At 37.3% G+C, this 24,704-nt stretch carries 18 protein-coding genes; 7 read left to right on the top strand and 11 right to left on the bottom strand.

Annotated features, from left to right (window positions below; translation table 11 throughout):
- Positions 1 to 68: 68 nt before the first annotated feature.
- The gene (locus RFH42_RS15395) at positions 69 to 518 is read right to left on the bottom strand and encodes a hypothetical protein (RefSeq protein ID WP_308976717.1); all 450 of its coding nucleotides are present in this window, start codon (positions 516 to 518) and stop codon (positions 69 to 71) included.
- Between the two features lie 235 nt (positions 519 to 753).
- Complete coding sequence (locus RFH42_RS15390; RefSeq protein WP_308976715.1) at positions 754 to 1,473, bottom strand: pirin family protein; 720 nt, start codon at positions 1,471 to 1,473, stop codon at positions 754 to 756.
- A gap of 274 nt (positions 1,474 to 1,747) precedes the next feature.
- Here RFH42_RS15390 and RFH42_RS15385 point away from each other — a divergent pair, with 274 nt between their 5' ends.
- The 4 genes from RFH42_RS15385 to RFH42_RS15370 all read left to right on the top strand — a co-directional run bounded on the left by RFH42_RS15385 (position 1,748) and on the right by RFH42_RS15370 (position 7,043).
- Positions 1,748 to 2,617, top strand: coding sequence for an aminoglycoside 6-adenylyltransferase (locus tag RFH42_RS15385; protein ID WP_308976714.1), 870 nt, complete (start codon positions 1,748 to 1,750; stop codon positions 2,615 to 2,617).
- A 137-nt stretch (positions 2,618 to 2,754) separates the two neighbouring features.
- Positions 2,755 to 5,205, top strand: a complete 2,451-nt coding sequence (locus tag RFH42_RS15380) for a TonB-dependent siderophore receptor (protein ID WP_308976712.1) — start codon at positions 2,755 to 2,757, stop codon at positions 5,203 to 5,205.
- 234 nt (positions 5,206 to 5,439) lie between these two features.
- Entirely contained in the window at positions 5,440 to 5,652 is a 213-nt protein-coding gene (locus tag RFH42_RS15375) for a DUF3311 domain-containing protein (RefSeq protein ID WP_308976711.1), read from the top strand.
- An 11-nt stretch (positions 5,653 to 5,663) separates the two neighbouring features.
- Entirely contained in the window at positions 5,664 to 7,043 is a 1,380-nt protein-coding gene (locus RFH42_RS15370; RefSeq protein ID WP_308976709.1) for a sodium:solute symporter family protein, read from the top strand.
- Positions 7,044 to 7,121: 78 nt separating this feature from the next.
- On the opposite strand, the gene mqo is transcribed toward RFH42_RS15370, so the two are convergent.
- Positions 7,122 to 8,753: a malate dehydrogenase (quinone) gene (mqo, locus tag RFH42_RS15365; RefSeq protein ID WP_308976707.1), complete on the bottom strand. Its 1,632-nt coding sequence runs from the start codon at positions 8,751 to 8,753 to the stop codon at positions 7,122 to 7,124.
- A 474-nt stretch (positions 8,754 to 9,227) separates the two neighbouring features.
- Here mqo and RFH42_RS15360 point away from each other — a divergent pair, with 474 nt between their 5' ends.
- Complete coding sequence (locus tag RFH42_RS15360) at positions 9,228 to 10,301, top strand: DUF475 domain-containing protein (RefSeq protein WP_308976705.1); 1,074 nt, start codon at positions 9,228 to 9,230, stop codon at positions 10,299 to 10,301.
- A 76-nt stretch (positions 10,302 to 10,377) separates the two neighbouring features.
- On the opposite strand, the gene RFH42_RS15355 is transcribed toward RFH42_RS15360, so the two are convergent.
- The 4 genes from RFH42_RS15355 to aroQ form a co-directional block, all read right to left on the bottom strand.
- Positions 10,378 to 12,390, bottom strand: a complete 2,013-nt coding sequence (locus tag RFH42_RS15355) for an esterase/lipase family protein (protein WP_308976704.1) — start codon at positions 12,388 to 12,390, stop codon at positions 10,378 to 10,380.
- Positions 12,391 to 12,543: 153 nt separating this feature from the next.
- A complete protein-coding gene (gene accC / locus RFH42_RS15350; protein ID WP_308976703.1) occupies positions 12,544 to 13,908 on the bottom strand; it encodes an acetyl-CoA carboxylase biotin carboxylase subunit in 1,365 nt (454 codons plus the stop codon).
- 17 nt (positions 13,909 to 13,925) lie between these two features.
- On the bottom strand, positions 13,926 to 14,345 hold the full coding sequence (locus tag RFH42_RS15345; protein ID WP_308976701.1) for an acetyl-CoA carboxylase biotin carboxyl carrier protein: 420 nt from the start codon (positions 14,343 to 14,345) through the stop codon (positions 13,926 to 13,928).
- Between the two features lie 17 nt (positions 14,346 to 14,362).
- Complete coding sequence (aroQ, locus tag RFH42_RS15340; protein ID WP_308976700.1) at positions 14,363 to 14,818, bottom strand: type II 3-dehydroquinate dehydratase; 456 nt, start codon at positions 14,816 to 14,818, stop codon at positions 14,363 to 14,365.
- Between the two features lie 896 nt (positions 14,819 to 15,714).
- On the opposite strand from aroQ, the gene RFH42_RS15335 reads away from it, so the two are divergent.
- On the top strand, positions 15,715 to 16,086 hold the full coding sequence (locus RFH42_RS15335; RefSeq protein ID WP_374990842.1) for an immunity protein Imm33 domain-containing protein: 372 nt from the start codon (positions 15,715 to 15,717) through the stop codon (positions 16,084 to 16,086).
- 239 nt (positions 16,087 to 16,325) lie between these two features.
- Here the strand turns inward: RFH42_RS15335 and RFH42_RS15330 are convergent, their stop codons facing one another.
- The 3 genes from RFH42_RS15330 to putA all read right to left on the bottom strand — a co-directional run bounded on the left by RFH42_RS15330 (position 16,326) and on the right by putA (position 22,326).
- Positions 16,326 to 17,663: a TrkH family potassium uptake protein gene (locus RFH42_RS15330; protein WP_308976699.1), complete on the bottom strand. Its 1,338-nt coding sequence runs from the start codon at positions 17,661 to 17,663 to the stop codon at positions 16,326 to 16,328.
- Positions 17,647 to 18,324 (bottom strand): potassium channel family protein, encoded by a 678-nt coding sequence (locus RFH42_RS15325; RefSeq protein ID WP_308976698.1) that lies wholly within the window; start codon positions 18,322 to 18,324, stop codon positions 17,647 to 17,649. The genes RFH42_RS15330 and RFH42_RS15325 overlap by 17 nt, the downstream gene beginning before the upstream one ends.
- A 243-nt stretch (positions 18,325 to 18,567) precedes the next feature.
- The gene (gene putA, locus RFH42_RS15320; RefSeq protein ID WP_308976696.1) at positions 18,568 to 22,326 is read right to left on the bottom strand and encodes a bifunctional proline dehydrogenase/L-glutamate gamma-semialdehyde dehydrogenase PutA; all 3,759 of its coding nucleotides are present in this window, start codon (positions 22,324 to 22,326) and stop codon (positions 18,568 to 18,570) included.
- A 131-nt stretch (positions 22,327 to 22,457) separates the two neighbouring features.
- Between putA and RFH42_RS15315 the strand changes: the two genes are divergently transcribed.
- A complete protein-coding gene (locus RFH42_RS15315; protein ID WP_308976695.1) occupies positions 22,458 to 22,940 on the top strand; it encodes an Lrp/AsnC ligand binding domain-containing protein in 483 nt (160 codons plus the stop codon).
- A 54-nt stretch (positions 22,941 to 22,994) separates the two neighbouring features.
- Here the strand turns inward: RFH42_RS15315 and putP are convergent, their stop codons facing one another.
- On the bottom strand, positions 22,995 to 24,503 hold the full coding sequence (gene putP, locus RFH42_RS15310; RefSeq protein ID WP_308976694.1) for a sodium/proline symporter PutP: 1,509 nt from the start codon (positions 24,501 to 24,503) through the stop codon (positions 22,995 to 22,997).
- Positions 24,504 to 24,704: the final 201 nt, after the last annotated feature.

The following is a 24,704-nucleotide window of genomic DNA, read 5'->3' as shown; positions in this document are numbered from 1 at the left end:
TCACTTAAATCTCAGCGAATGCTAGGATTTTTATGATGCATTCTAGTTGCATAAGTTTTAAACATGTATTATTTGGTGGGGCTGAGTAAAAACTTAAGCAATAGTGCCGTAACAAAGCCAGCACTTAAGCCGCCGATTACACCAAGCAATAAGATAATGCTGATATAGGTTGAAAACTCTGCGCTTAGATCTACCACATAAAAATAAGCAAAAAGCGTTGCCCATAATGCAGCGATGACAAAGCCAATTACACTCATCCAAAATATTTTATAGGCATGCGTTTTATCTTGTGGCATAAACTGTTTATTAAAAATAATGCCAATTAATGTTGCTGGTAGAAAGTATAAAGCTAGGCCTAAGAGTGAAAATCGAATGACCATATAAAACACATCAGCAAAACCATAGGCTTGGTAGCTAAATAAACCAACAATAAGTGCCACAATAAAGGTTGAAAATAATGGGGAAATGGTAAAAGTGGTAACCATCAATATTGTTTGTTTTGTGCTGTGATTAGACATTAATGTGTGGCTCCAACAAAATAAACTACAGTGATCAAATTTTTAGCGCTAAGACATACAGTAACTGGGATGGTTATAAATATAAATTTTGAGTATGACTGGCGATTATCATAAAGCCTAAAACAGCATTTGGATAGTTGATATTATTTTGTCGTTTTATCTTTGAATAAGAGTATCAATGAACATGTCCTAAGTATAAGAGTTAAGACATGTTCAAGTCAGTTAATCATCGCATTTACATACTTGGTACTTCATTGGGACGCATATCAAAAATTAAGATTTCAGCTTTATCTGCATCACTTAATTTAAGTGTAGCTGTTTCGCGTATACGTGCTGCATCACCTGCGTTGAAGATTTGGCCATTAATCTGAATACGGCCTTTTGCCACATGAATATAAGTATAACGATTCTCAGGTATGTTGTACTCAGCACTTTCTTCACCATCAAATAAACCTGCATAGATGTTGATATCTTGTTTAATGGCCAATGTTTTTTCGCCGCCTTGAGGAGATATCATCAAATGTAATTTGCCACGTTTATCTTCAGCTGCAATATTTATTTGTTGGTAACTAGGAGACGTATTACTTTGATTAGGTACGACCCAGATTTGCAGAAAGTGAACTTGCTCTTGATTTGAATGGTTAAATTCACTGTGTGCAATACCACTACCAGCACTCATGAGTTGAATATCACCAGGAACTATCACCGAACCTGTACCCATAGAGTCTTTATGTTCTAGTGCACCGTCAAGTACATAGGAAATAATTTCCATATTACGATGAGGGTGTGTACCAAAACCTTTGGCTGGAGCAACATTATCATCATTAATAACCAGTAAATCAGAGAAACCCACTTGTTTAGGGTCCCAATAATTTGCAAATGAAAATGTGTGGTGTGATTTTAACCAGCCATGATTAGCAGTACCACGAGCATTTGCTAAACGCATATCAAACATGATTTATACTCCAAACTTAATATTATCTCTGGCTGTAATTGTAAGTTAGTCAATTAAGGAATGAATTAACAAAAATAGAAAGTATGGTGTGGTTTTTAGAACGATGTTTACTCCGTAATAGATGATTTACCTATTGGGGGTAATGTTTATTCATAAGAGGGTATGGATGGGGAAACGCGCGTTCTATTCACGAAATCGTTTAATTTAGATTGCTAGGCATCAGTGCTATTTATAATAGTCTTGTATAATGCTTTAAAAGCAATGGGTTGAAATAATGAAGTCAAATCGAGATATTGAGCAAATCATTAAACATACAGTTAATACTGATCCGATGATGCGTGCTGCAATTCTAAATGGCTCTAGAGCAAATAAAAATATTATCCCTGATCAATATCAGGATTTTGATGTTGCAATATTTGTGACAGATTTGGAGGCTGTAAAAGCATCTAAGTTTTGGATTGCATTATTTGGTCAGCCTATTTTGGCACAATATCCAGATGATATGTTGTTAGGAGCAGAGGAACATCCGACCATTGATGTTTATACCTGTTTGATGATTTTTGCAGATCATATTCGAATTGATCTGAAAATTTACCCTGTTGATCAATTCTATCAGCGTTATCAAAGTGACAGTTTAACAGTCGTTTGGGTAGATAAAGATGGTTTATTTACTGAAATTGCTGAAGCTAATGATCATGACTACTTTATTGGCATACCAGATCAACGTTCTTTTTCGGAACATAGTAATGAGTTTTGGTGGTGTTCAACCAATGTTATGAAAGGTTTAGCACGTCGAGAAATTATTTACGCTAAAGATATGCTGGAGAATGTACTCAGACCTACTTTTATGACCATGCTTCAATGGAGTGTGGGTAGTCAGTTTGGTTTTGAACGCAGTTTGGGTAAATCTGGAAAATTTTTACCGCAGTACTTGAGTGTAGAACAAATGCAGCAGGTTCTAAGCACCTATTCTGCAAGTGGGATCCAAGAGAATTGGGCAGCATTATTTGTCATGTTAGACCTTTTTGAGCAGTATCAAATTACTGTGGCCCAAACACTGCACTTCAAACTCAATGTCACCGAAATTCAACATGCTAAGCGGTATATTGCGCAAAATTATGCTGAGTTTAAACAGGAGTCATAACGATTCATTTTATATTTGGGCTTTGTTTGGCCCGCTGCTTATTAAATTGTCTAGACAAAAATAAAAAAAGATGACACTTTTTTTTAAATGAACCGTCATTAAGGAAGAAAAGTATTTTTCTAATTTGACGGGGATATATGAATAAGCAACAAGAGTTAAATCAGCATGCAGGTGCAGGAGGTGCATTTGCAATGCGTACTGTAATGTTTGGGGCTTGTATTGCCTTTGCTGCTGTTATGGGTCATGCAAAACCACTCACACAGCACTATCAGGTGAATGCAGGAAGTTTAAGCCACGCTTTGTCTAGTTTTGCGTTACAGTCGGGTATAGTACTATCTTTTGATCCACGTTTAGTACAAGGAAGACAAAGTTTAGGTTTAAATGGAGAGTACCAACTTGAACAAGGCTTTATCGAGCTATTAAAGGGCACCTCTTTAAAGATCACAAAAAATCAAGATGGCTCTTGGTTTCTTGTAGATAACAATTTAATACAACAGACAAGTGCTGAGACTGAACAGCCTATTATAAACCAACATAAAAATGAACATGTGGTATTACCTACAATTGTACTTACTGCAAATCAATTGGGTGAAATTACAGAAAATACTGGTTCATATACACCAGGAAAAATTGCAACTGCAACACGAATGGTATTATCTCCTAAGGAAACACCACAAACAATCAGTGTTGTTACTCGACAGGAGATGGATGATTTTAATTTAACATCAATCGATGACGTAATGAATCATACGCCAGGAGTCAGTATTACAACATATGATAGCGAGCGAACTGAATATTATGCACGAGGGTTTGCAATCCAAAACTTTCAATATGATGGTATTCCGATGAGCTATGATACTCGGTTTGCTGCTGGAAACACCTTAAGTGATATGGCATTTTATGATCGGGTTGAAGTATTAAAAGGTGCTACAGGTTTGTTAACGGGTATTGGTGATCCTGGTGCAACGATTAATTTGATTCGTAAAAAACCAACATCTGATTTTCAGGGAAATATTTCACTTGGTCTTGGATCTTGGCACAAATATCGTGCTGAGCTTGATGTTGGAGGGGCAATAAATGATGAGGGGACTGTACGTGCCCGTGGTGTTGCATCTTATCAGTATAAAGAATCTCAATTAGATCGTTACCAACGTCAAACACCAGTATTATATGGCATTGTTGAGGTCGATTTGTCTGATCGGACATTATTAACATTTGGTGCTGACTATCAAGATAATAAACCTAAACGTTCTACTTGGGGCGGAATTCCTATTTATAATGCCAAAGGGGAGTTTAATAAAGTTCCTCGTTCTTATAACAATAGTGCTGAATGGAGTAAGTGGGAACAATATACACGGACAATTTTTTCTACTCTAGAACATCATTTTGATCATGATTGGTTGGCAAAAATACAGTTGAATCATCAGATTAATGGTTATGATAATGCTTTAGGGTCAGTGGCTTCTGGGCATCCAAACCCCGATGATGGTTCTGGTACTTCAATGTGGTTAGGGCGCTATGTTGGTAAAACAACAAGTAATGCTGCTGATATCTACGCGACAGGTCCCTTCCAATGGTTTGGTCGTACTCACGAGCTGGTTTTAGGTGCAAACATCGCAGAGAGTAAATGGAAAAATACCAGTTATAACACAGAGACAGATTATCCAACGACTATTGATGATTACTACAATTGGCAAGGTAAAGTTGCAGAACCTCATTGGACAGCGGTTGATAAGAGTACTGATGTAATAAAGCAGAATGGTCTTTATGCAACAACGCGTTTAAATTTTACAGATGATCTAAAGCTAATTTTAGGTGGACGCTTAGCCAATTATAAGGCTCCAGAGATAAAAAAATCGGGAATTTTTGTGCCTTATGTTGGAGTAACTTATGATCTCAATAATAATTATGCTGTATATGCAAGTTATAGCACTATTTTTAAACCACAAAGTTTAAAAGACATTAATGAAAAAACACTTGACCCACAGGAGGGTACAAACTATGAGTTCGGTGTTAAAAGTGAGTTCTATGATGGACGTTTAAATGCGAGCCTTGCCTATTTCCAGTTATTACAAGACAACTTTGCTGTAGAAACAAGTGAAAGAACTGCTACTGGAGATATTGCTTATAAAGCAATACAAGGTGTAAAGACCAAGGGATTTGAAGTGGAGTTGAGTGGTGAGGTTTTACCAGATTGGAATGTGCATGCCGGTTTTAGTCACCGTATATCTAAAAATCAAGGTGAAAAAGTATCTACACTTAATCCAGAAAATGAATTTACTTTCTATACAAGTTACCAAGCGAATCAGTGGTTAGAAGGTCTAATGCTGGGAGCAGGTATACGCTGGCAGGATAAAACTTGGGGAGATGTAAGCTATCCATTTTCTGAATCTGCTGTAAAACATGAGGTGTCTGATTATTGGTTGGTTGATGCTATGGCAAATTATAAGATCAATGATCAATTGTCTTTAAATTTTAATGTAAATAATTTATTAGATAAAAAATACTACACGATTTTTAGTTGGTATAGTACATACACTTGGGGTGAGGGGCGTAATTATAATTTAGGTCTCAAATATAAATTCTAAGCCTTTAGTGATCATTTTGTGGTGTATTAGAGATTAATTAAAATATAGACAATAAAAAGCCCCTCATGGTGAAGGGGCTAGTCGTATCTGTATCTGAGACAGATACTGTATGAGGCTCATCTCAAACTGAGCATATTAAAGCACATTCTTCAAATCTTTTCAGCTTAAATAAGGGCTTTATTGTTACTTGATAAGGACTAAAATGGCTTTAGTTTTGTATGGAGTGTTTTTGCGGTGACGCAGAAGAATAAACAGTGGCTTAAAGTCATTTTTGTTATTGGTATACCTTTATTCGGTGTAGTTGGGGCATTACCAATAATTAACAAACTCAAAATTCATATATTGGGTATACCTATCATTTATGCATGGATGTTTCTTTGGTTTATTTTAACAACGATTTGCCTATGGATTTGCTGGTATGTTTTTGATCGGCATGATGATGCATAAGGAACAGTTTAATGGGTAGTATCGTATTCTTTAGTATTATCATTTTTTCTTTATTTTTAGCCATCCGTTCCAAACAAAAAAGGAAGGATAACTCTACACGTGATTTTGTTATTGCTTCAAATCAATTTGGTGCGAAGTTAATTTTTTTCTTGATTGCGGGGGAAGTATACACCATGAGTACAATCATGGGCTTTCCTGGTGGAATTTATGCTAATGGCCCAACTTATGGCATATGGTTTTTAGGCTACATTCTATTAGCTTACCCCATTGGTTATATAATTGGCCCTAAAATTTGGCAAGCAGGGCAGCGTTATCAAGCAATCACCATGCCTGATGTTTTTCGAGGTTATTTTAAAAGTCGAGTTTTAGAGGTATTGGTTGCACTAATTACTATTATATTTCTAATTCCTGTAGGGCAAATTCAATTTACTGGTTTGGTTGTCATTTTACAGAGTTTAGGTTGGCACTTAGATCCAGTTATTCTAATCTTATTCTCTGCTATGCTTGCCTTTGCTTATATTAGTATTTCAGGCATTCGTGGTTCAGCTTATATTTCTGTACTAAAAGATATTATCATGTTGTTGGCTATAGTTTTGGCTGGTTTAGCTGTGACTGTACATGTTGGGGTAGCAGATTTATTTAGCCTAAGCAGTGAAAAAATTCAGCATCAAATGACATCATCCCAGCTGATTTTTACAATGACAACCATTGTATTTCAGGCACTGGGTTTTTATATTTTCCCACATGCTTTTCAGAGTTTTTTTACCGCAAAAAGTGCAAGTGCAATCAGGCGTTCTCAAATTGCGATGCCATTATATATGTTAATGTATCCATTTATTATAATCGTTGCTTACTACGCTTTAGCTCATGATTTGCATTTGGAGCACCCGAACCAAGCCTTTTTGGCTGTTGCACAATTGTTATTACCAGATTGGTTGTTAGGGGTGATTGCTGCAGGTGCCTCACTGGCTGGGTTGGTTGTATTGGCTGCGATTTGCTTGGCCATAGGCCCAATGTTTGTTCGAAATGTTATTCCTAATGTTGCAGAAGACAAACAAAAAATGAGTGCTAAGCTCGTTATCGTTGTGTATTTGTTTATGTCGATATTAATGGCACTTTATTCTCCTGGTCTGATGATTGATATGTTAAAAACAGCATATTATGGCGTTACACAATTATTTTTAGGTGTTTTGATTGCAATATATCAATGGCCTATACGCCGTGAATTAGTCATTGCTGGTATTTTAGGTGGAGAGGTATTTTCAATCAGTGCTTATATTATAAATTTTGATTTTATGGGCATAAACATTGGGTTATTGGGTTTAATTTTTAATGTTTTAATCGTGTTGCTAGGAACATGTATCTGGGGAAAAGCAAAGCAATTTGATTAAATCGAGTAATAAAAAAGATGAGCCTAAGCTCATCTTTTTTATTATGTGCATAGTATTTTACTATACAACATTCATATTTTACTGTTTAGCTTGTTGCTTAAATTGAGCATCATTGGCAGCATGAACAGGAGTGTAATGCAAGCCCAAGGTCGTGCTGGTATATTGACGGACTTGATCAAGGAGTACAGCATCTTGACTTAGATCTTGTTGATAAGATTTGATAATCTCATGTAATTTAGGATTCCACTCACCTTTTACACGATCAGGGAAGGTTTTCTCTAAAAGACTCAACATAATATAAGGAGATGTTGATGCGCCTGGTGAAGCACCTAGTAAGCCAGTGACAGTTTTATCTTTAGAAACAAAAATTTCAGTACCAAATTGTAGTTTGGCTGCTTGACCTGGTTCTTGTTTAATAATCTGTACACGTTGACCACCTTGGCTTATTTTCCAGTCATCAAACTTCGCATCAGGATAATATTTTTTCAGCTCATTGAACTGATCTTGTGGCGACATCATTACCTGTTTAACAAGGTAGTTAACCAAGTCTAAGTTTTCAGCACCAATTTTAGCCATCGGGATAACGTTATTTTTATTGGTCGAATCAATGAGATCAAGCTGAGAACCATGTTTGAGGAATTTATTTGAATACGTTGCAAATGGTCCAAATAATACATATTTTTTACCATCAATATAACGCGTATCAATATGCGGTACTGACATTGGTGGTGCACCTAGTTCGGCACGTCCATACGCTTTTACAGTATGTTTTTTCGTTACTTCTGGATTGTCGGTCATTAAGAAAATACCACCAATCGGGAAGCCAGCGTATTGTTTAGTTTCTTCAATACCTGTCATCTGAAGTAAACGAATAGTCGCACCACCCGCACCAACGAATACAAAGCGAGTTTTAATATGGCTTTCTACATTGGTTTTTAAGTTTTTATAGCTTACAGTCCAAGTTTTATCATCATTTTGACTGATGCCAGTAACTTCTGAGGAGGTATTTAGCTTAAATTGTGGCTGTTTATTTAGATGACCAACAAGTTGAGTTGTGATTGCACCATAGTTAACATCGGAACCGACTTCCATACGTGTTGCCGCAACTTTTTGAGTAGGGTCACGACCGTCCATTACCAGTGGTGCCCATTGTTTAATTTCTTCAGGATTATCTGAATACTTCATGGCACTAAATAATGGATTTTGGATCATTGCTTGGTGACGTTGTTTTAGGAAGTCGACATTGTCTCCCCAAACAAAAGCAATATGAGGGACAGGGTTAATAAAGCTGCTTGGTTGACCCAATACACCATGCTTAACTTGATATGCCCAAAATTGTTTAGTAATTTCAAATTGAGATGCTGTTTTAACAGCTTTACTGATGTCCATTTTGCCATCTTTAATGCTGGTGTAGTTCATCTCCATAAAACCAGAGTGCCCAGTACCTGCATTATTGAGCCCATTTGAACTTTCTTGTGCAACTTGATCAAGACGTTCAAACATTTGAATTTTCCAGTCAGGCTCAAGCTCATTTAAATATGTGCCAAGTGTAGCACTCATGATGCCCCCACCAATAAGCACAACATCAACAACAGCTTCATCAGCAGAAGTATTTATTTTTTTACTACTGATTGGGCGAAACAAGAAGAGAATTGCGAGAATTGAAATAACAATAAAAATAATAAGAAGATACTTTAAAAACTTACTCAATGTGTTACCTACGACTTTAAAATCAGAGGCATAATTAAAATATTTACAAAATAATAACAATTGGAGAAATGTTTCTAAGTGTAAAGTTAAATTTAACAATATGATTAGAAAAGATTTTTTACAAAATATTAAATCTTAAGTTTATAGGGTGTAACTTTGATTTGTATCACATTGTTTACAAATCAAACTTTTTATATGATCAAAATTTATTTATTAAAACTAATTTATAGCAAGATATATATTTTAAGTTTTAGTCTAATCAATAGCTTTTTTTATGCCAATAAGACTAAAAGCTAATTGTTTGAAATTATATTAGGCTTTAGCCCATATTTTATGGTGCTGTTACTATGACTTATAAGGTGAGATTGTTAGTATATGTATATCAAATTTCACTAACAAAACGTCCTTTACAAGCGTAGGGCGCTGGCTGAGTGTTAGGTTAATTCATTTATAAATTAAGGTTTCAAATTTGCTATGAAACATTTCCGTTTTTCAATAATTTTTACAGTTATATGTTTACTCCTTGCTGCTTATTGGGGGTTGACACATGGTGTACAGGCTGGGGTGTATGCCATGTTCAATGCCTTGGCAATTACGGCAATCTTAGCAATTATGGAAATTTCATTATCTTTTGATAATGCGGTAGTAAATGCATCAGTTCTAAAACATTGGGATAAGTTCTGGCGTACTTTATTTTTAACTGTGGGAATAATTGTGGCTGTATTTGGTATGCGCCTTGTATTTCCATTATTAATTGTAGCTGTAACTGCGGATATGGGAATGGTTGAGGTTGCTCAATTGGCCTTAAACAACCCCGTTCAATATTCAGAGAAACTGATTGCACACCATGCAGAAATTGCTGCTTTTGGTGGAATGTTCTTGTTGCTGGTCTTTTTAAACTTTGTATTTGATGATGAGAAAGATACTCACTGGTTTAGACATTTAGAAGCACGATTTGCAAAAATGGCTGGTATTCCTGCAATTTCGGTGTTTATCTCACTAATTTCACTCCTCATTATGGCAGCTAATGTTGAAGAGCAAACTCGTTTAGCTGTAACTATGGCAGGTATTTGGGGAATTGTTGTTTATGTTGGTGTACAAGTGCTGGGGCATGTGCTCGAAGGTGGTTCGAAATCTGATGATGAACAATCGGCTTCTGGTACGGTTACAGGTACTGTTGTTAAGGCTGGTATAGGAGGTTTTATATACCTTGAGGTTTTAGATGCATCTTTTAGTTTTGATGGTGTTATTGGTGCTTTTGCCATTACCAATGATGTGGTCATTATTATGTTGGGATTAGCAATTGGTGCAATGTTTGTACGATCAATGACAATTTACTTGGTTGACCAAGGAACTTTGGATGCCTATATTTTTCTAGAGCATGGTGCGCATTATGCAATTGGTGCTTTAGCATTGATTATGATCGCTGGAGGTACTGGCGTGCATGTGCCTGAAGTTATTACGGGCTTGGTTGGAATTGCTTTAATTGCTTGGGCTGTGATTTCGTCAATCATTTATCGTAAAAAATATCCAACATTAAGAGAATAACGCATTCTTTCGTGATATAAAAAAAGCTTAAGTCATTGATGACCTAAGCTTTTTTTGTGTCAGATTTTAAGATTGTTTATTGGGGTGGTTTGTAAAGTCCCAGCTCAATTAGATGTAGCCTAAGAATGCGGCGTAATTCTAAAACGGCCTCTGGTGTTTCTTGAATGGAGTGACCACCTTTAATAATATTCTCAGACAAGGCACCATCTAAATGTGCACTACTATATGGGACTACACCATCTGTCATAACATTTGGGTCAGTGCTGTTCGTGCTATTACCAATTATTGAGTGAAATTTCATTTGTGTAACGGGCATAACACTTTTAGTGAGCTTGGTAAAACGTGAGTTTTGACTTAGATCACTTGGACCGTTTTGTAATGCACCATCTTTGATTTGGGCCATAAGTAGGGCAGTATAATCCTCTTCTTTACCTTCCATCGCTTCACCAAGTGCTCCAACAAAAGCAACAGGGAGTTGAATCACTCTACGAGCAAGTTTAGTAAACCAACGGTTGGCAAATGGGGTGCCTCGGTGTGGACTGGCTAAGAAAATAGCACGGTCGATATTAGCAATAGGCTTAAATTGAAGGCGTTGTAAGAAAATTGGATTGCTATTCAGTTTCTTTAATTCGTTAAAATTAAAAATTTGTAAAGCTTCTTTGCTTACATCCTGATTACTTACCAATAATCGAGCAATAATTCCCCCCATACTATGGCCAATTAATACCGCATCTTTGGCTGCAGGCGCCGCAGGGTCAAGACTATTGAATGCCTGTTGAATCAAAGCAGAAATTTGAAACCGACTTTCTAGAATGGGTGCATTGGTAGAGTAGAATACTTGCCAGACTTGATAATGCTCACGCAAAACGTTATCGCCCATAATATCATTGGTTAAACGAATCCAACCCTCTGGACTACTTGCTAAACCATGAATCAGAACAATCACTTTCTTATTCGGATTATAAGGCTCTAACATATAAATATGTGGCATATTTAAATGATTATCTCGATTAATCAAACTTAAATAAGCAGCAGCACCCAAATTGTTTTGTGCCAACCAAAGCCCATAAGGTGCAGAAAAATTAGCGGCTAATGGATAGCTTTTACCTGCAATATTTAAATGATCCAAGTTATAAGGATCATAAGCGTTAATTTCGAAATCAGCACCTTGAACAATTTGCTCTAACGTTGCATTCGATGCTTGAGGTAAAGCTGCAACGGTTACAGGCAGGTAGGTGCTGTGATGAATATTCGGATTAATACCATTTTTATATTGATAGTTGAGAGGGTCGATAATGTATTTGTTTTCTAATTGCTTATCTTTTTCAGCTAAAATTGCTACAAATTCAGCACCAAAACCATCACGGCGGTTAATACTGCGTAATCCGGAGAAATTCATATTATAGCTTGCAAGAAAGTTTTGAACTTCCTGATTTTCTAAGCGAGGATAGTTTTTGTAGTTAATATAATAGGTACTATTGGCAATTGTAATTTTTTGACCTAGTTTCTGATGTTTATATCGCTGTGTATAAACGGTGATCATTTTTGCTAAAGCTTGATTGTAGAAATCTCGAATCTGAACTTGGCGGTTATCAAATATACGTTCTTGGGGGATACGCTTAGTTTTGAAAAGATAGGCATAGCTATAACGGATACTTTTATCTAGCATCTTGAGTTGTAATTCTAGACATTGATAATGTGCATCAACTTGTTCTTTCTTCTTTTCATCGGAAATTAGCTTTGAAACATTGGCTTTACAATCAGCCGTATTTTCCAGCTCTTTGGCGCGACTTAAATAGATCTCACTAGCCGCAGAAAGAAGTTGTTCATCTAAAATTTGTGGTGTTTTTTCAAGACTATCTACACAAATACTTGGATTGCTAATACATTGTTTGGCTTCACCACCAGTCATAGACAAGACATTAAGACTAGCTTCACTCATTTTACTACGAGTTAAGATACTATCTCGTTCATTGGCAATGGTAACGTTATAGGCTTGATTCTTGACATTGACAACTTGACAAGCACTCATTGAGATCACTGCAAAGCCCAATAATAGCTTGGTGATTGTTTTCGATTTCAATAGCATGTTGTTTAAAAAATTAAGAACTTGATAAAATAATACGATATCTGCTTTTTATTTCAATTCAATTGTCAGACGCGTGAGTGAAAAAATCATTTTCAAAATAAAAAAACCCAGTTATTTCAACTGGGTTATTGGATTTTTTATTTAAAATAAAACTTAAGCTTCTACTGTAGCACCTGATAGTTGTTGTAAAAGGTGTTTTTCTAAGTAGTGAATATCCATTGCTTTTTCACAAAATTGTGGATCTTGCAAAATAAGATCTTTATGTAATGGAATATTGCTTTTTACACCACTTAAAATCATTTCATCCAATGCTTGTTTCATACGTGCAATAGAAGTCGCACGGTCTTTACCATGAGCAATGAGTTTAGCAATCATTGAGTCATAGTACGGAGGAATCGAATAGCCTGAATAAATATGAGAGTCTAAGCGAATACCTGCGCCACCTGGAGCATAGAAATGTTCAATTTTACCAGGTGATGGTAAAAAGGTGGTTGGATCTTCAGCATTAATACGACATTCAATGGCATGACCACGAACTTCAATATCATCTTGTTCAAGGTTTAGACCTAATCCAGCCGCAATTAATAATTGTTGCTCAATGATATCAATTCCAGTCACAACTTCAGTCACAGGATGCTCAACCTGTACACGTGTGTTCATTTCAATAAAGAAGAACTCTTCATCTTCAAATAAGAACTCAAATGTACCAGCACCACGATATTGCATTAATTTACAAGCATTTACACATGCTTCTAAAATGTCAGCACGTGCTTGTTCTGGTAAATTTGGTGCAGGTGCTTCTTCCAAAACTTTTTGATGACGACGTTGTAATGAGCAGTCACGATCATAAAGATGAATCGCATGTCCATTACCATCACCAAGAACCTGAACTTCAACATGACGTGGTTTTTGTAGGAAACGTTCCATATAAACTGTATCGTCACCAAACCACATTTCTGCATCGCGTTGTGCTGCTTGTACAGATTCGAGCAGTGTATCTACACGCTCAACAATACGCATACCACGACCACCACCACCAGAAGCAGCTTTGACAATGAGTGGGAAGCCAATTTCTTTAGCTTCTGCAAGTGCATTGTGTACAGTTACTGCATGTGCAGAACCTGGTACTGTTGGGACACCAGCTTTACGCATTGCTGTAATCGCAGAAACTTTGTTGCCCATTAAGCGAATGTGTTCAGGACGTGGGCCAATAAATATAAAGCCAGAACTTTCTACAATTTCAGCAAATTCAGCATTTTCAGAAAGGAAACCATAGCCAGGATGAATAGCATCTGCACCGGTAATTTCTGCTGCTGTAATAATTGCAGGTATATTAAGATAACTTTCACTACTTGCGCCAGGGCCGATACACACAGCTTCATCAACGAAGCGTAAGTGCATTAAGTCCTTATCCGCATCTGAGTAAATACCAACGGTTTTGATACCCAAAGTTTTACAAGCACGGGTAATTCGTAAGGCGATTTCACCTCGGTTGGCAATGAGAACTTTTTGCAACATGTTCATTCCCCGAGGATTTATGCGCGATAACGGAATAATGGTTGTCCAAATTGAACGACATCACCATTTTTCACCAAAATTTCTTCAATAACACCGCTATGTGTAGCTTCGATTGGGTTCATAATTTTCATTGCTTCAACAATACCCAAAGTTTCACCAGCAGTGACAGTTTGACCCACATTTACAAATGGTGCTTCGCCTGGGCTTGGTGCTGAATAGAACACGCCAACCATTGGTGATTCCTCAACTGCACCGCGAGAAGTTGCTTTAGTTTTAGGTGCATCGCTAACAGGGGCAGGCATAGCAGCTGCAACACCAGCAACCACAGGATTACGACGAGTTAACGCAATTGATTGGTCACCCTCTTTGACTTCAATTCCTTGAAGATCAGATTCAATCATCAAATCAATGAGTTTTTTGATTTTGCGAATATCCATGGGTTCGTGTTCCTAAATTATGATAGGGTAATTGGTTGAATAAAATGAATCGCATGATCAAGGGCATAGTGATATCCACGATCACCTAAACCACAAATCACGCCAATTGCTTTGTCTGATAAATAAGAATGATGTCTAAATGTCTCACGTGCATGTACATTGGACAAATGAACTTCAATAAAAGGAATTGCTACACCAAGTAGGGCATCACGGATTGCAACCGAAGTGTGGGTGAATGCAGCTGGATTAATGATAATGAACTGCACACCTTGCTCTTGAGCTTGGTGAATGCGGTCAACAATGGCACCTTCCCAATTACTTTGAAATGTTTCAAGATGAATATTTTTGCTCTGGGCACTTTGCAGCAATTGCTGGTTAATATCTGCAAGTGTTAAGTGTCCATAAACTTCAGGTTCGCGCTTTCCGAGTAAGTTTAAATTTGGTCCATGTATGACCAAAATTGTTGAACTCATTTAGTCTGCTCCAATAATGAAAGTTGCAAAATATTCTGCTCGTTCAATGCAAAGTTTGCTATTTAAAGCCTGATTCTCAACATTGATGATTTAGATTGTTCTTATCAATGTAGAAAGTGACCTATAACGCACAGGGCTATATTGTAAATTTTGCAAGGAATTGGCAATGTTAAAAAATGACAAAAATTAAAAACTTTAATGGCCATTTTTTAAATAAAAATCCACGACTCTGGCGTTTGAATCATGTCTATCTGAAACTATATGCTTTGCACGTTCAATCGCTATGAGGAAGCAGATTTGATTTGAGGTATTTCTACTATAAACCTCATTTATAGGCTTAGAAATGTACTCGAAATCGGGTATAGCATAACGAAGTTTCTTTAGTCTTGCAGCGCGTATATTGACCAATAGGTTTATGTTTTGTATCAGGTTAACCTGATAAAATATGCGGAAAAATCTTGTTCTTTTTATATGCTTTTATAAATAAATTAAATAAAAACAAAAACTTGTTTTTGTAATTTTGGATTTTTGATTCACGTTTTTTTTATTTTAAATGCTGATGCTTAAATCTTGTATGATTCGGTGGTATTAAGATCGCTCAGAGATGCCATTTCTTTTTTGTAGCTATGATGAGCACATAGATGACATCTAAAAGCGATCTTATGCGTGAGCATAAGATTGTACAGGTAGTGAGATCGGTGCAGAGTTGTGCAATATGTCGATGTAAATTTTTATTCAAACGCTGCTATTTGTGTTGAGTATAAGACTGGTGTCAATTGACCATAGTGCTCAAGCTTGTGTTTGCTTACTGTAAAAAAAATTGATGATCGGAAAAGACGGGATATTTTGACTTAACAACATTGTCAGAATATCGCGCTAGAATTAAACTATTCTAGATGAAAATAAACGTGATTAAGACAGCAAATATGCATGAATTTATTGAAGAACAGAAGTTATTATGTGAAGAGTTTGATTCTGCTTATATACAGGTCAAAGCAGATGATGAAGTTGCAATCGCTGTGCAAACGTTGAATCGGGAACCTATTGTAGGTATCCGAAAAAGAGTTGAAACAGGTTCTAAGGTCGCTTGGTACATTTATGGTGGTGAACTAGATGACAGCGAGGAAAATCTATTTGAGATTGTGACGATTACACAATTGCTAGAAATTTTCCCTGATGTTATGCCTTATTTAGCTTTAGAAGAGGGTTTTCGCTTCATGATTGATCAAGATGATTATGAAGATGTTTGGAAGGCTGATGCCCTATAATTCCCATCATGAATCTTTGAAGTATAGAGCAGTGGTTCTATGACTTTTCTCAAAAAGATAAGAAAATGGCAGAAAATGACAGCGACAATTTTACTTTTTCCTCTCATTATATAAGGCATTATATTGCTGCCTTCTTGATATTTCCCTAGTCGAGTTTGGCAATTGCTTTGTAATATTGCTTTTGCAACAGTTAAACCCACTTTGAGCTTAAATCAAAGTGGGTTTATTTGTATTATAGATTAGCCCACTTGTATCTCGGTGGAGGGGTGTGATACCCGACTTTTCTTTGGTGTTGCAATTAAATAGGCCAGTGTTAAAGGGCCTAAACGCCCTGCAAACATCAGTAGGCATAGGACAATTAGACTTGCTGGCTGTAGTTCACCGGTAATGCCTCGTGAAAGACCTACAGTACAACCCGCTGAAATACTTTCAAAGAGCAGATCAAGAAAGCTTTGCTTTGGTTCAAAAATTAATAGCGTAAATAGACCAATAAAAATGATCATGCAGTTAATAGAGATGACGGCCATAGCCTTAAATACAATCTGTCGTGGTACAGAGTAATTAAACACGGTCAGTTCATCTGAGCGGCGTAAAAAGCTAATGACACTGAGTACCACAATTATAAATGTCCCGACTTTAATGCCACCTGCCGTACTTAATGAACCACCACCAATAAACATTAGAAACATGGTAATCAGTATAGATGGGTTGGTCATACTGCCGATATCTAAACTATTAAAGCCTGATGAGCGTGGTACGGTTGCATGAAACCAAGCGTTAATCATTTGATCACCAATAGGCATTGGAGCAAGGGTAAGTGGATTATTGGCTTCTAATATCCAAATACTAATAAACGCAAACAAATTAAGCCCAGCAATGGTACTTAAAACTAATTTACTGTTTGGGCTAAGTTTTTTCCAACGTTGTGCTCGTTTGATATCCATGAGGACTAAGAAACCAATACCACCGAGTATGTATAGCATACTAATGGTAATAGTAACCAAGTACTGACCAGAGAAACTCATGACACTATCTGAAAATAGAGAAAAACCACCGTTATTAAAGGCTGAGACACTATAGAACATGGCATGCATCAGTGCTTGTTTGAAACCGTAATCTTCAAGCCAAGCGAGTGTTAAGACAATAGTGCCTATAGATTCGAAAAAAATCGAATATAAAAAAACCCCTTTAATGGTGAAAGACACTCGATAAAGACTGGTTTGACCAATCGTCTCTTGCGCCATAATTTGCTGTTTCAAACCGCTTTTGGGTGACAAACTCATTACTGCCAAGATGGCAAAGGTCATAAAGCCCAATCCACCACATTGAATGAGCAACATCACTACAGCTTTGCCAAATAAGGTATATGCATCACCCACAGTAACAACGCTTAATCCTGTGATTGTCACAGCAGATGTAGCTGTGAAAAATGCGTCAATCCAACCAATTTGACCATAGTGAGAGATGGGGAGTCTGAGCAAGATGGTTCCAATAAAAATGAAACTTAAAAAACCCAGCGCGAGTAGACTCGGTGGGCTTAAGTTAATACTCTTGCGTTTTTTATTTATGAATTTCATAGGATTTAAGGAAGCGTTGGGATAGTCGGCGTAGTACTTCGACAGGTCCTTCTACAATTAAAATATCTTTAGCTTGTAAAATTGTGCCTGGCGCAATGTCATAAATTACATGTGAACCACGTTGTAATAACAGCACTTTAAACTCAGTTTCTTCGCTGTTGTTGATGATATCTTGGTATTGTGTACCTTGTAAATTTTTTGCAATTTCAATTTTGACAATATAGCGTTCATTGTTGAGTGCCATATAACGCCGAACCATTGGATAACTCAGTGATTGAGCAATACGAATACCCATGTCTTCTTCAGGGTGCACAATTTGATTAATACCAAGCTGCGATAAAATCATATGATGGGATTTAGATTTTGCTTTTACTAATATTTTTTTAATGCCCATATTTTTTAAGTGCAAGACACATAAAATACTGGCTTCTAAATCTTCACCAATTGCAACAACCACTGCGTCACAGTTTTGAATGTTGAGTTCATGTAATACATGCTCATCTGTGGCATCTGCAATGACAGAGTGGGTAAGTTTATCTGCGACACTTTCGACATTTTTCTTAATACTATCAATGCCAATTACATCATGATTGAGATGAATAAGTTCAAGTGCGACTGTGGCACCAAAGCTTCCTAAGCCTATTACCGCAAATAATGCCATTAACAATCCTTACAAATAACATAATAATATACATATACACTAATTAAGTGTAATTTTGCCTATCATACGATTTGCGATAGAAAACTTCATTATTATTTTAAAAAATCAGTTGTTGGCTAGAATTTTAGTTCAGGGATCGTTGCAGTTATACTAATTACATTGTAATGCTAGCCATGACTTAAAGTGACATAGACAATGCTCACAAAAAATCATGGCTTAAACTTTCAGGTTATTTCTTCAATATTAAAAACCTGCCATGGTCATTAAGCTGGCATTGCCACCTGCTGCAGTTGTATTGATGCTGACCACGCGCTCAATCATTAAACGTTCAATGGGAATTTCATAGTCACCAGAATTCATATGTACGATATTGATCATTGGCCCCGAACGTTTAACAATATCTTGTTGTAGTCGAAGTAAGCTTTGCGTATCTCCGTGATGCAAAGCAATGTCAAACTCACCTTGCTGGATGTGTTCAATGCAATGAAAACGGCGACGTAGGGGCGTTGGCATACTGTTTAGAAGTGTTAAGGCAATTGGATTATCTATACAAATTACTGGCCGACTATTCAAAGATAATATTAAAGCAATCTGTTGTAATAAGTCGTTTTGTTGACTGGCTACGCACAATATTTGTTGTCGAGCAAGAATATGGTAAGTATTTGATTCTCCAGTGGGGCCTGGGAGTTCTAGCGCTTCAGTTATGCAAATGGATGGAGTTTTTACCAGCTTTATTTGAGGATATTGCTGTGCAAGCCACTGTGAGTACTGCTGCATAATATTATGAACAGGTAGAGCATCTGAGTGATTGAGCACATTGGAATGCGTTGCAAAAGGAGGATTCAGCTGTTTATTACTGCAATAATGCATAAGACGATATAAATACAATGGCCCACCTGCTTTGGGGCCAGTTCCTGAAAGGCCTTCACCTCCAAAGGGTTGTACACCAACAACAGCTCCCACCATATTGCGGTTAATATAAAGATTACCTACAGATGCATGTTCTCTAACACAATCAATATGTTGTTCAATCCGGCTGTGTAATCCCATGGTGAGTCCATAACCTTTGGCATTAATTGCCTCCACTAAGGAGGCTAATTGTCCTTGTTTGAAATACAAGACATGAAGCACAGGGCCAAAAATTTCTTCTTCTAAGTCATCTAAGCTAGACAGTTCAATAATTGTTGGGGCGACAAAAGTACCGTGTATGGGTTGTTCTGATAGGTGGGCAGGGTGCTGATAAATCGGACAGCCCTTTTGACGTAGTTTTTGAATGTGTTTAATAATATGCTCTTGAGCTTCAACATCAATAACTGGGCCAATATCTGTTTCTAAACAGTAAGGTTCGCCAAGATGAAGTTGCTGTATAGCACCTTTGAGCATTTCAAGGAGTGCCTCTGAGTTATCTTGCTGAACGCAAAGTAAACGTAAAGCAGAGCAACGCTGACCAGCACTATCAAAAGCAGATTGAACAATATCCATTGTTGCTTGTTCATTCAGGGCCGAGGAGTCAATAATCATTGCATTTTGTCCAGCTGTTTCTGCTATGAGTGTGACTGGCTGATTATGTTGATCGACCCGCTGCGAAAGTGTGTACTGTAATAGTTTTGCTACAGTCGTTGAGCCTGTAAAGAGTACAGCTTGTATGCGTGGATCAGCACTTAATTTTGCTGCAATTACTTCACCACTGCCTGGGAGCATTTGTAATACATCTTGTGGAACACCTGCTTGCCATAAACACTGTATTGCAAAGGCTGCAATCAAAGAAGATTGTTCTGCTGGTTTGGCAATGACAGTATTCCCAGCAACTAAAGAAGCACTGATTTGTCCTAAGAAAATGGCTAAAGGAAAATTCCAAGGGCTAATACAAAGAACAGGGCCTAGCGCTTTTATTTGAATATCGGCAGTGAAATTTTGCATTTGCGCTGAATAATACCGCATAAAATCGATGGCTTCCCTGATTTCTGCGAGTGCATTGTTATAGGTTTTTCCACTTTCTCGATTTAACAATATAAGGAGTTCAAACTTGTGTTGATCTAAAAGATCTGCTGCTTGTAATAAACAAGCACCACGATCATAGCGCGACCAGTTGGCCCATGTTGACTGAATTTGACAGGCATTATTTAAGGCTTGCTCTATATGTGCATATTGAGCAAACTTAACTGTGCCAACACAATCTAAGTGATTGGCAGGATTGAAAATTTCATAGTGTTCTAGGCATTCTATTTGATCGAGTTGTTTGCCCATTGGCTCTGAGTGCCACTGCTTATTTTTAAATTGGAAGGCAACTTGGTCTAATTGGATTAAATTATATTCATTTTCTAGATCAAATCCTGCTGCATTAATACGCTGTGCGCCATAAAGCTGTTGTGGTAGTCGAATATTCGGGTGTACTTGTCCAAGGTCAAGCTCATGTTCAGCATGTTTTAAGATCTCATCTTTGGGATCGGCAATAAGCGTTTCAAGATCAAGGTCGGTATTGGCAATTTGATGTACGAACGAACTATTTGCACCATTTTCAAGTAAACGTCGAACGAGATAGGCCAATAAAGTCTTATGGCTTCCAACTGGTGCATAGATTCGACAAGGAATCCCAAGTTTATGCTGCTCAATTGGACCAACGACTTGTTCATAAAGTGGTTCGCCCATGCCATGCAAACACTGTAGTTCATATTGCCCATCGGTGTAATTTTTAGCACCAGCTAAGGTATAAACAGTAGCAAGTGTATGTGCATTGTGGGTGGCAAATTGTGGGTAAATTTGCTCTGGTGCAGATAACAGTTTTTCAGCACAAACAATATAGGATAAATCGGTATGTGCTTTTTGTGTGAAAACTGGAAAACCTGTTAAACCATCAATTTGCGCTTTTTTGATTTCACTATCCCAATACGCACCTTTCACCAATCGAATCATCAGTCGTCTTTGACTACGTTTGGCGAGATCAATTACGTAGTCAACAACTGCATTTCCCCGTTTTTGATAGGCTTGTAGTACAAAGCCGATACCTTGCCAATGGCTTAAACGAGGTTCAAAACATAACTGTTCAAGTAACATCAAAGAAATTTCAAGACGTTGAGATTCTTCAGCATCAATATTAAGTCCAATATTGTACTGTTTAGCGAGACATGCTAACTCTAAAATACGTGGATAAAGCTCATCTTTAACACGCTTGATTTGGGCACGTTGATAACGAGGATGTAGGGCAGAGAGCTTGATTGAAATACCACCACGCTTATAAATTTCTTTAGCCTGTGCTGATTGGCCAATATGATGAATTGCATGGACATAATCTTGAAAATAACGCTGGGCGTCTTGTTCTGTTAATGCAGCCTCACCTAACATGTCATAGGAATATAGGAAGCCTTTTTGTTCGAGTTTTTTTGCATTCACTAAGGCTTCTTCTATTGTTTCACCCATAACAAATTGTTCGCCCATCATTTCAATGGCAGCATAAACAGCCTTACGAATAATCCCACGCCCACAACGCTCAATGAGGTTCGTGAGTACACCTGCAAGGGACTGTTGTTGTGGCTGTAAGAGCTTTCCTGTAAGCATGAGCCCCCAAGCAGCAGCATTAACAAAAATAAGTTTGCTATTACCTAGATGTTGTTTCCAGTTGCCTTGCGTGATTTTATCTCGAATAAGTTCATCTCGTGTTGCTTGATCGGGTATTCGTAATAAGGCTTCAGCTAGACACATGAGGGCAATTCCCTCTGCCGAAGACAATGAAAATTCTTGCAATAGTCCTTGTACAACATCTACTTTGGCCGTTGATTTATGCTTTTGTCGGAGTTGCTGTGCTAGTTTGAGTGCAAGTTTGGAGATTTGCTGGCGTTGTTCTTCTTGGAGATTGTACTGTTTGAGAAGGCGTTTAACGCACTCGTTTTCAGACAGCAAACCTGCTTGATGGATTGCCTGTTGTAAATCGGTTTGTTCACTAAAAATTGAAATATAACCTGAAGTATTCGGGGTCGAATAAGTTGGTTTGACGCTATCCATCATTGTTCATCCTTTAATTATGACTGTCTTTGTAAGTTTGAATTTTTATTAATAATTGCAGAAAAAAAGACAAATAATATACTATAATTTGTATATAATTTAGTGATTAATTTTGTTGTGATGGGGATTTATGGATGATTACTCTAGATCGTATTGATATCAAATTGCTAGAGCTGTTACAGAGTGATGGCCGAATTTCAAATATTAAATTGGCTGAGATTGTGAATTTGTCTGCAACAGCTGTACTTTCTCGGGTACAGAAATTGGATCGAGAAGGGTATATTTTAGGCTATGAGGCGAAGCTTAATCCAGTGCTGTTAGACAAAAGTTTTGTGGTTTTTGTTGAAATTTCATTAGATAAAACAACACCTAATGCATTAGATGAGTTTTCAAAAGCAGTTGTACTTTATCCTGAAATTATTGAATGTCATATGGTGAGTGGTGGATTTGATTTCTTGGTTAAAATCCGTTGTGAAAATATGGAAGAGTTTAGACGGATTTCAGGTCAAGTATTGTGGCAATTGCCAGGTATTCGAGAAACTCGAAGTTATCCAGTGATGGAAGTTATTAAAGAGTCGAGCAAACTTAATTTAATGAGTAAGTCGAAAAAAAGCTAGCATGTGAGAAACATACTAGCTTGATGTTAAGCATTAAAAAGCAGAAATGAATTGCTATTGTTTCATTTCGGCAATTTGCTTGTGATAGCTCTGATCTGCTTGATCAAAACGATCGAGTGTTTCTTGGTCAGGGCTACGATCGAATAGACTCACAATAATAATACTGATAAGTGATAGAACAAAGCCTGGCAATATTTCATAAATTCCCCAGTCAGCCATGGTGTTTTTCCAAATAATGACTGTTAGTGCTCCAACAATAATACCGGCTAAAGCACCATTACGCGTCATACGACGCCAGAATAAAGACATAATGATGAGTGGACCAAATGCAGCACCAAAACCAGCCCAAGCATAAGCGACTAGACCAAGTACTTTACTATTGGGATTGCTTGCTAAAATAATAGCAAGTATAGCAATGGCTAAGACCATTGAACGTCCGACCCAAACCAACTCTTGTTGTGAAGCATTTTTACGGAAGAAACCTTTGTATAGATCTTCCGTAAGTGTTGTAGAACATACTAAAAGTTGACAGCTCAAAGTACTCATTACTGCTGCTAAAATTGCCGCAAGAATAATACCCACGATCCAAGGATTGAAAAGGAGCTTGGTGAGTTCCATAAATACGGTTTCAGGATTGTTTTGAACAATACTTGCCAATTCTGGATGTTGTTGGAAATATGCAATTCCGATAAAGCCTGCACCCACAGCACCAGCTAGACATAAAGTCATCCAAGTCATACCAATACGGCGTGCCGCTGGAATTACTTTAACTGAATCCGCCGCCATAAAACGAACTAAAATATGCGGTTGACCAAAATAGCCTAAGCCCCAGGCAAGCGATGAAATAATCACAGCCGCACTCACACCAGAAATCATGTTAAGGGCATGAGGTCGAGCACTTTCTAAAATGAGTGCAAAACTTTGTGCGTTGGTATCAATTGCTAAATATGTAAAAAGCGGTGTAAGTAATAAAGCAAAGATCATTAAACCAGCTTGGAAAGTATCCGTCCAACTGATAGCTAAGAAGCCGCCGATACAGACATAACTAATTGTTGCAACGGCACTAATCCACAGCGCCGTGGTGTACGACCAACCAAAGATACTCTCAAATAGACGTGCACCAGCAACCATCCCTGAGGCACAATAAATCGCAAAAAAGACTAAAATTACCAGCGCTGAAATAATGCGAAGTATTTTTTTATGATCAGAAAAACGACCAGTGAAATAATCTGGTAACGTGAGTGCATTATTCTGAAACTCAGTATGCACACGTAATCGGCCAGCAACTAAGAGCCAGTTCATCCATGCACCTAGAATGAGACCAATTGCAATCCAAGACTCTGATAGTCCACTTAAATAGATCGCTCCTGGTAAGCCCATTAACAACCAACCACTCATATCTGAGGCGCCAGCTGAGAGAGCGGTAACCACACTTCCTAAACTACGACCACCTAAAATGTAGTCAGAAAAGTTGTTGGTTGCTTTATAAGCATAAAGCCCAATCGCAACCATAGCGAAAATATAGAAAATGAAAGTAATGAGTGTGGGGTTAAAATGATTCATGTACCCGTCCTTAATGTGTTTGGGTGTAATAGTTATTTTGTGGAGATCTAAGTTTTGTATAGAACAGGTTTAAACACAAAATTAAAATTACGCTCTGTAACATTTCTGCCGCGATTATAGGTTATTTATTTCAAAAAATGTGAATTTTGCGAACTTAACTGGCTGACTGTTTGATTGTTATGCTTTGTGACTTGATTTTTT

Source organism: Acinetobacter rudis (assembly GCF_031157835.1).
Taxonomy (GTDB): Bacteria; Pseudomonadota; Gammaproteobacteria; order Pseudomonadales; family Moraxellaceae; genus Acinetobacter; species Acinetobacter rudis_A.
The sequence above is the reverse complement of the archived record's forward strand: the minus strand, read 5'-3'. Positions and strand labels throughout refer to the sequence as shown.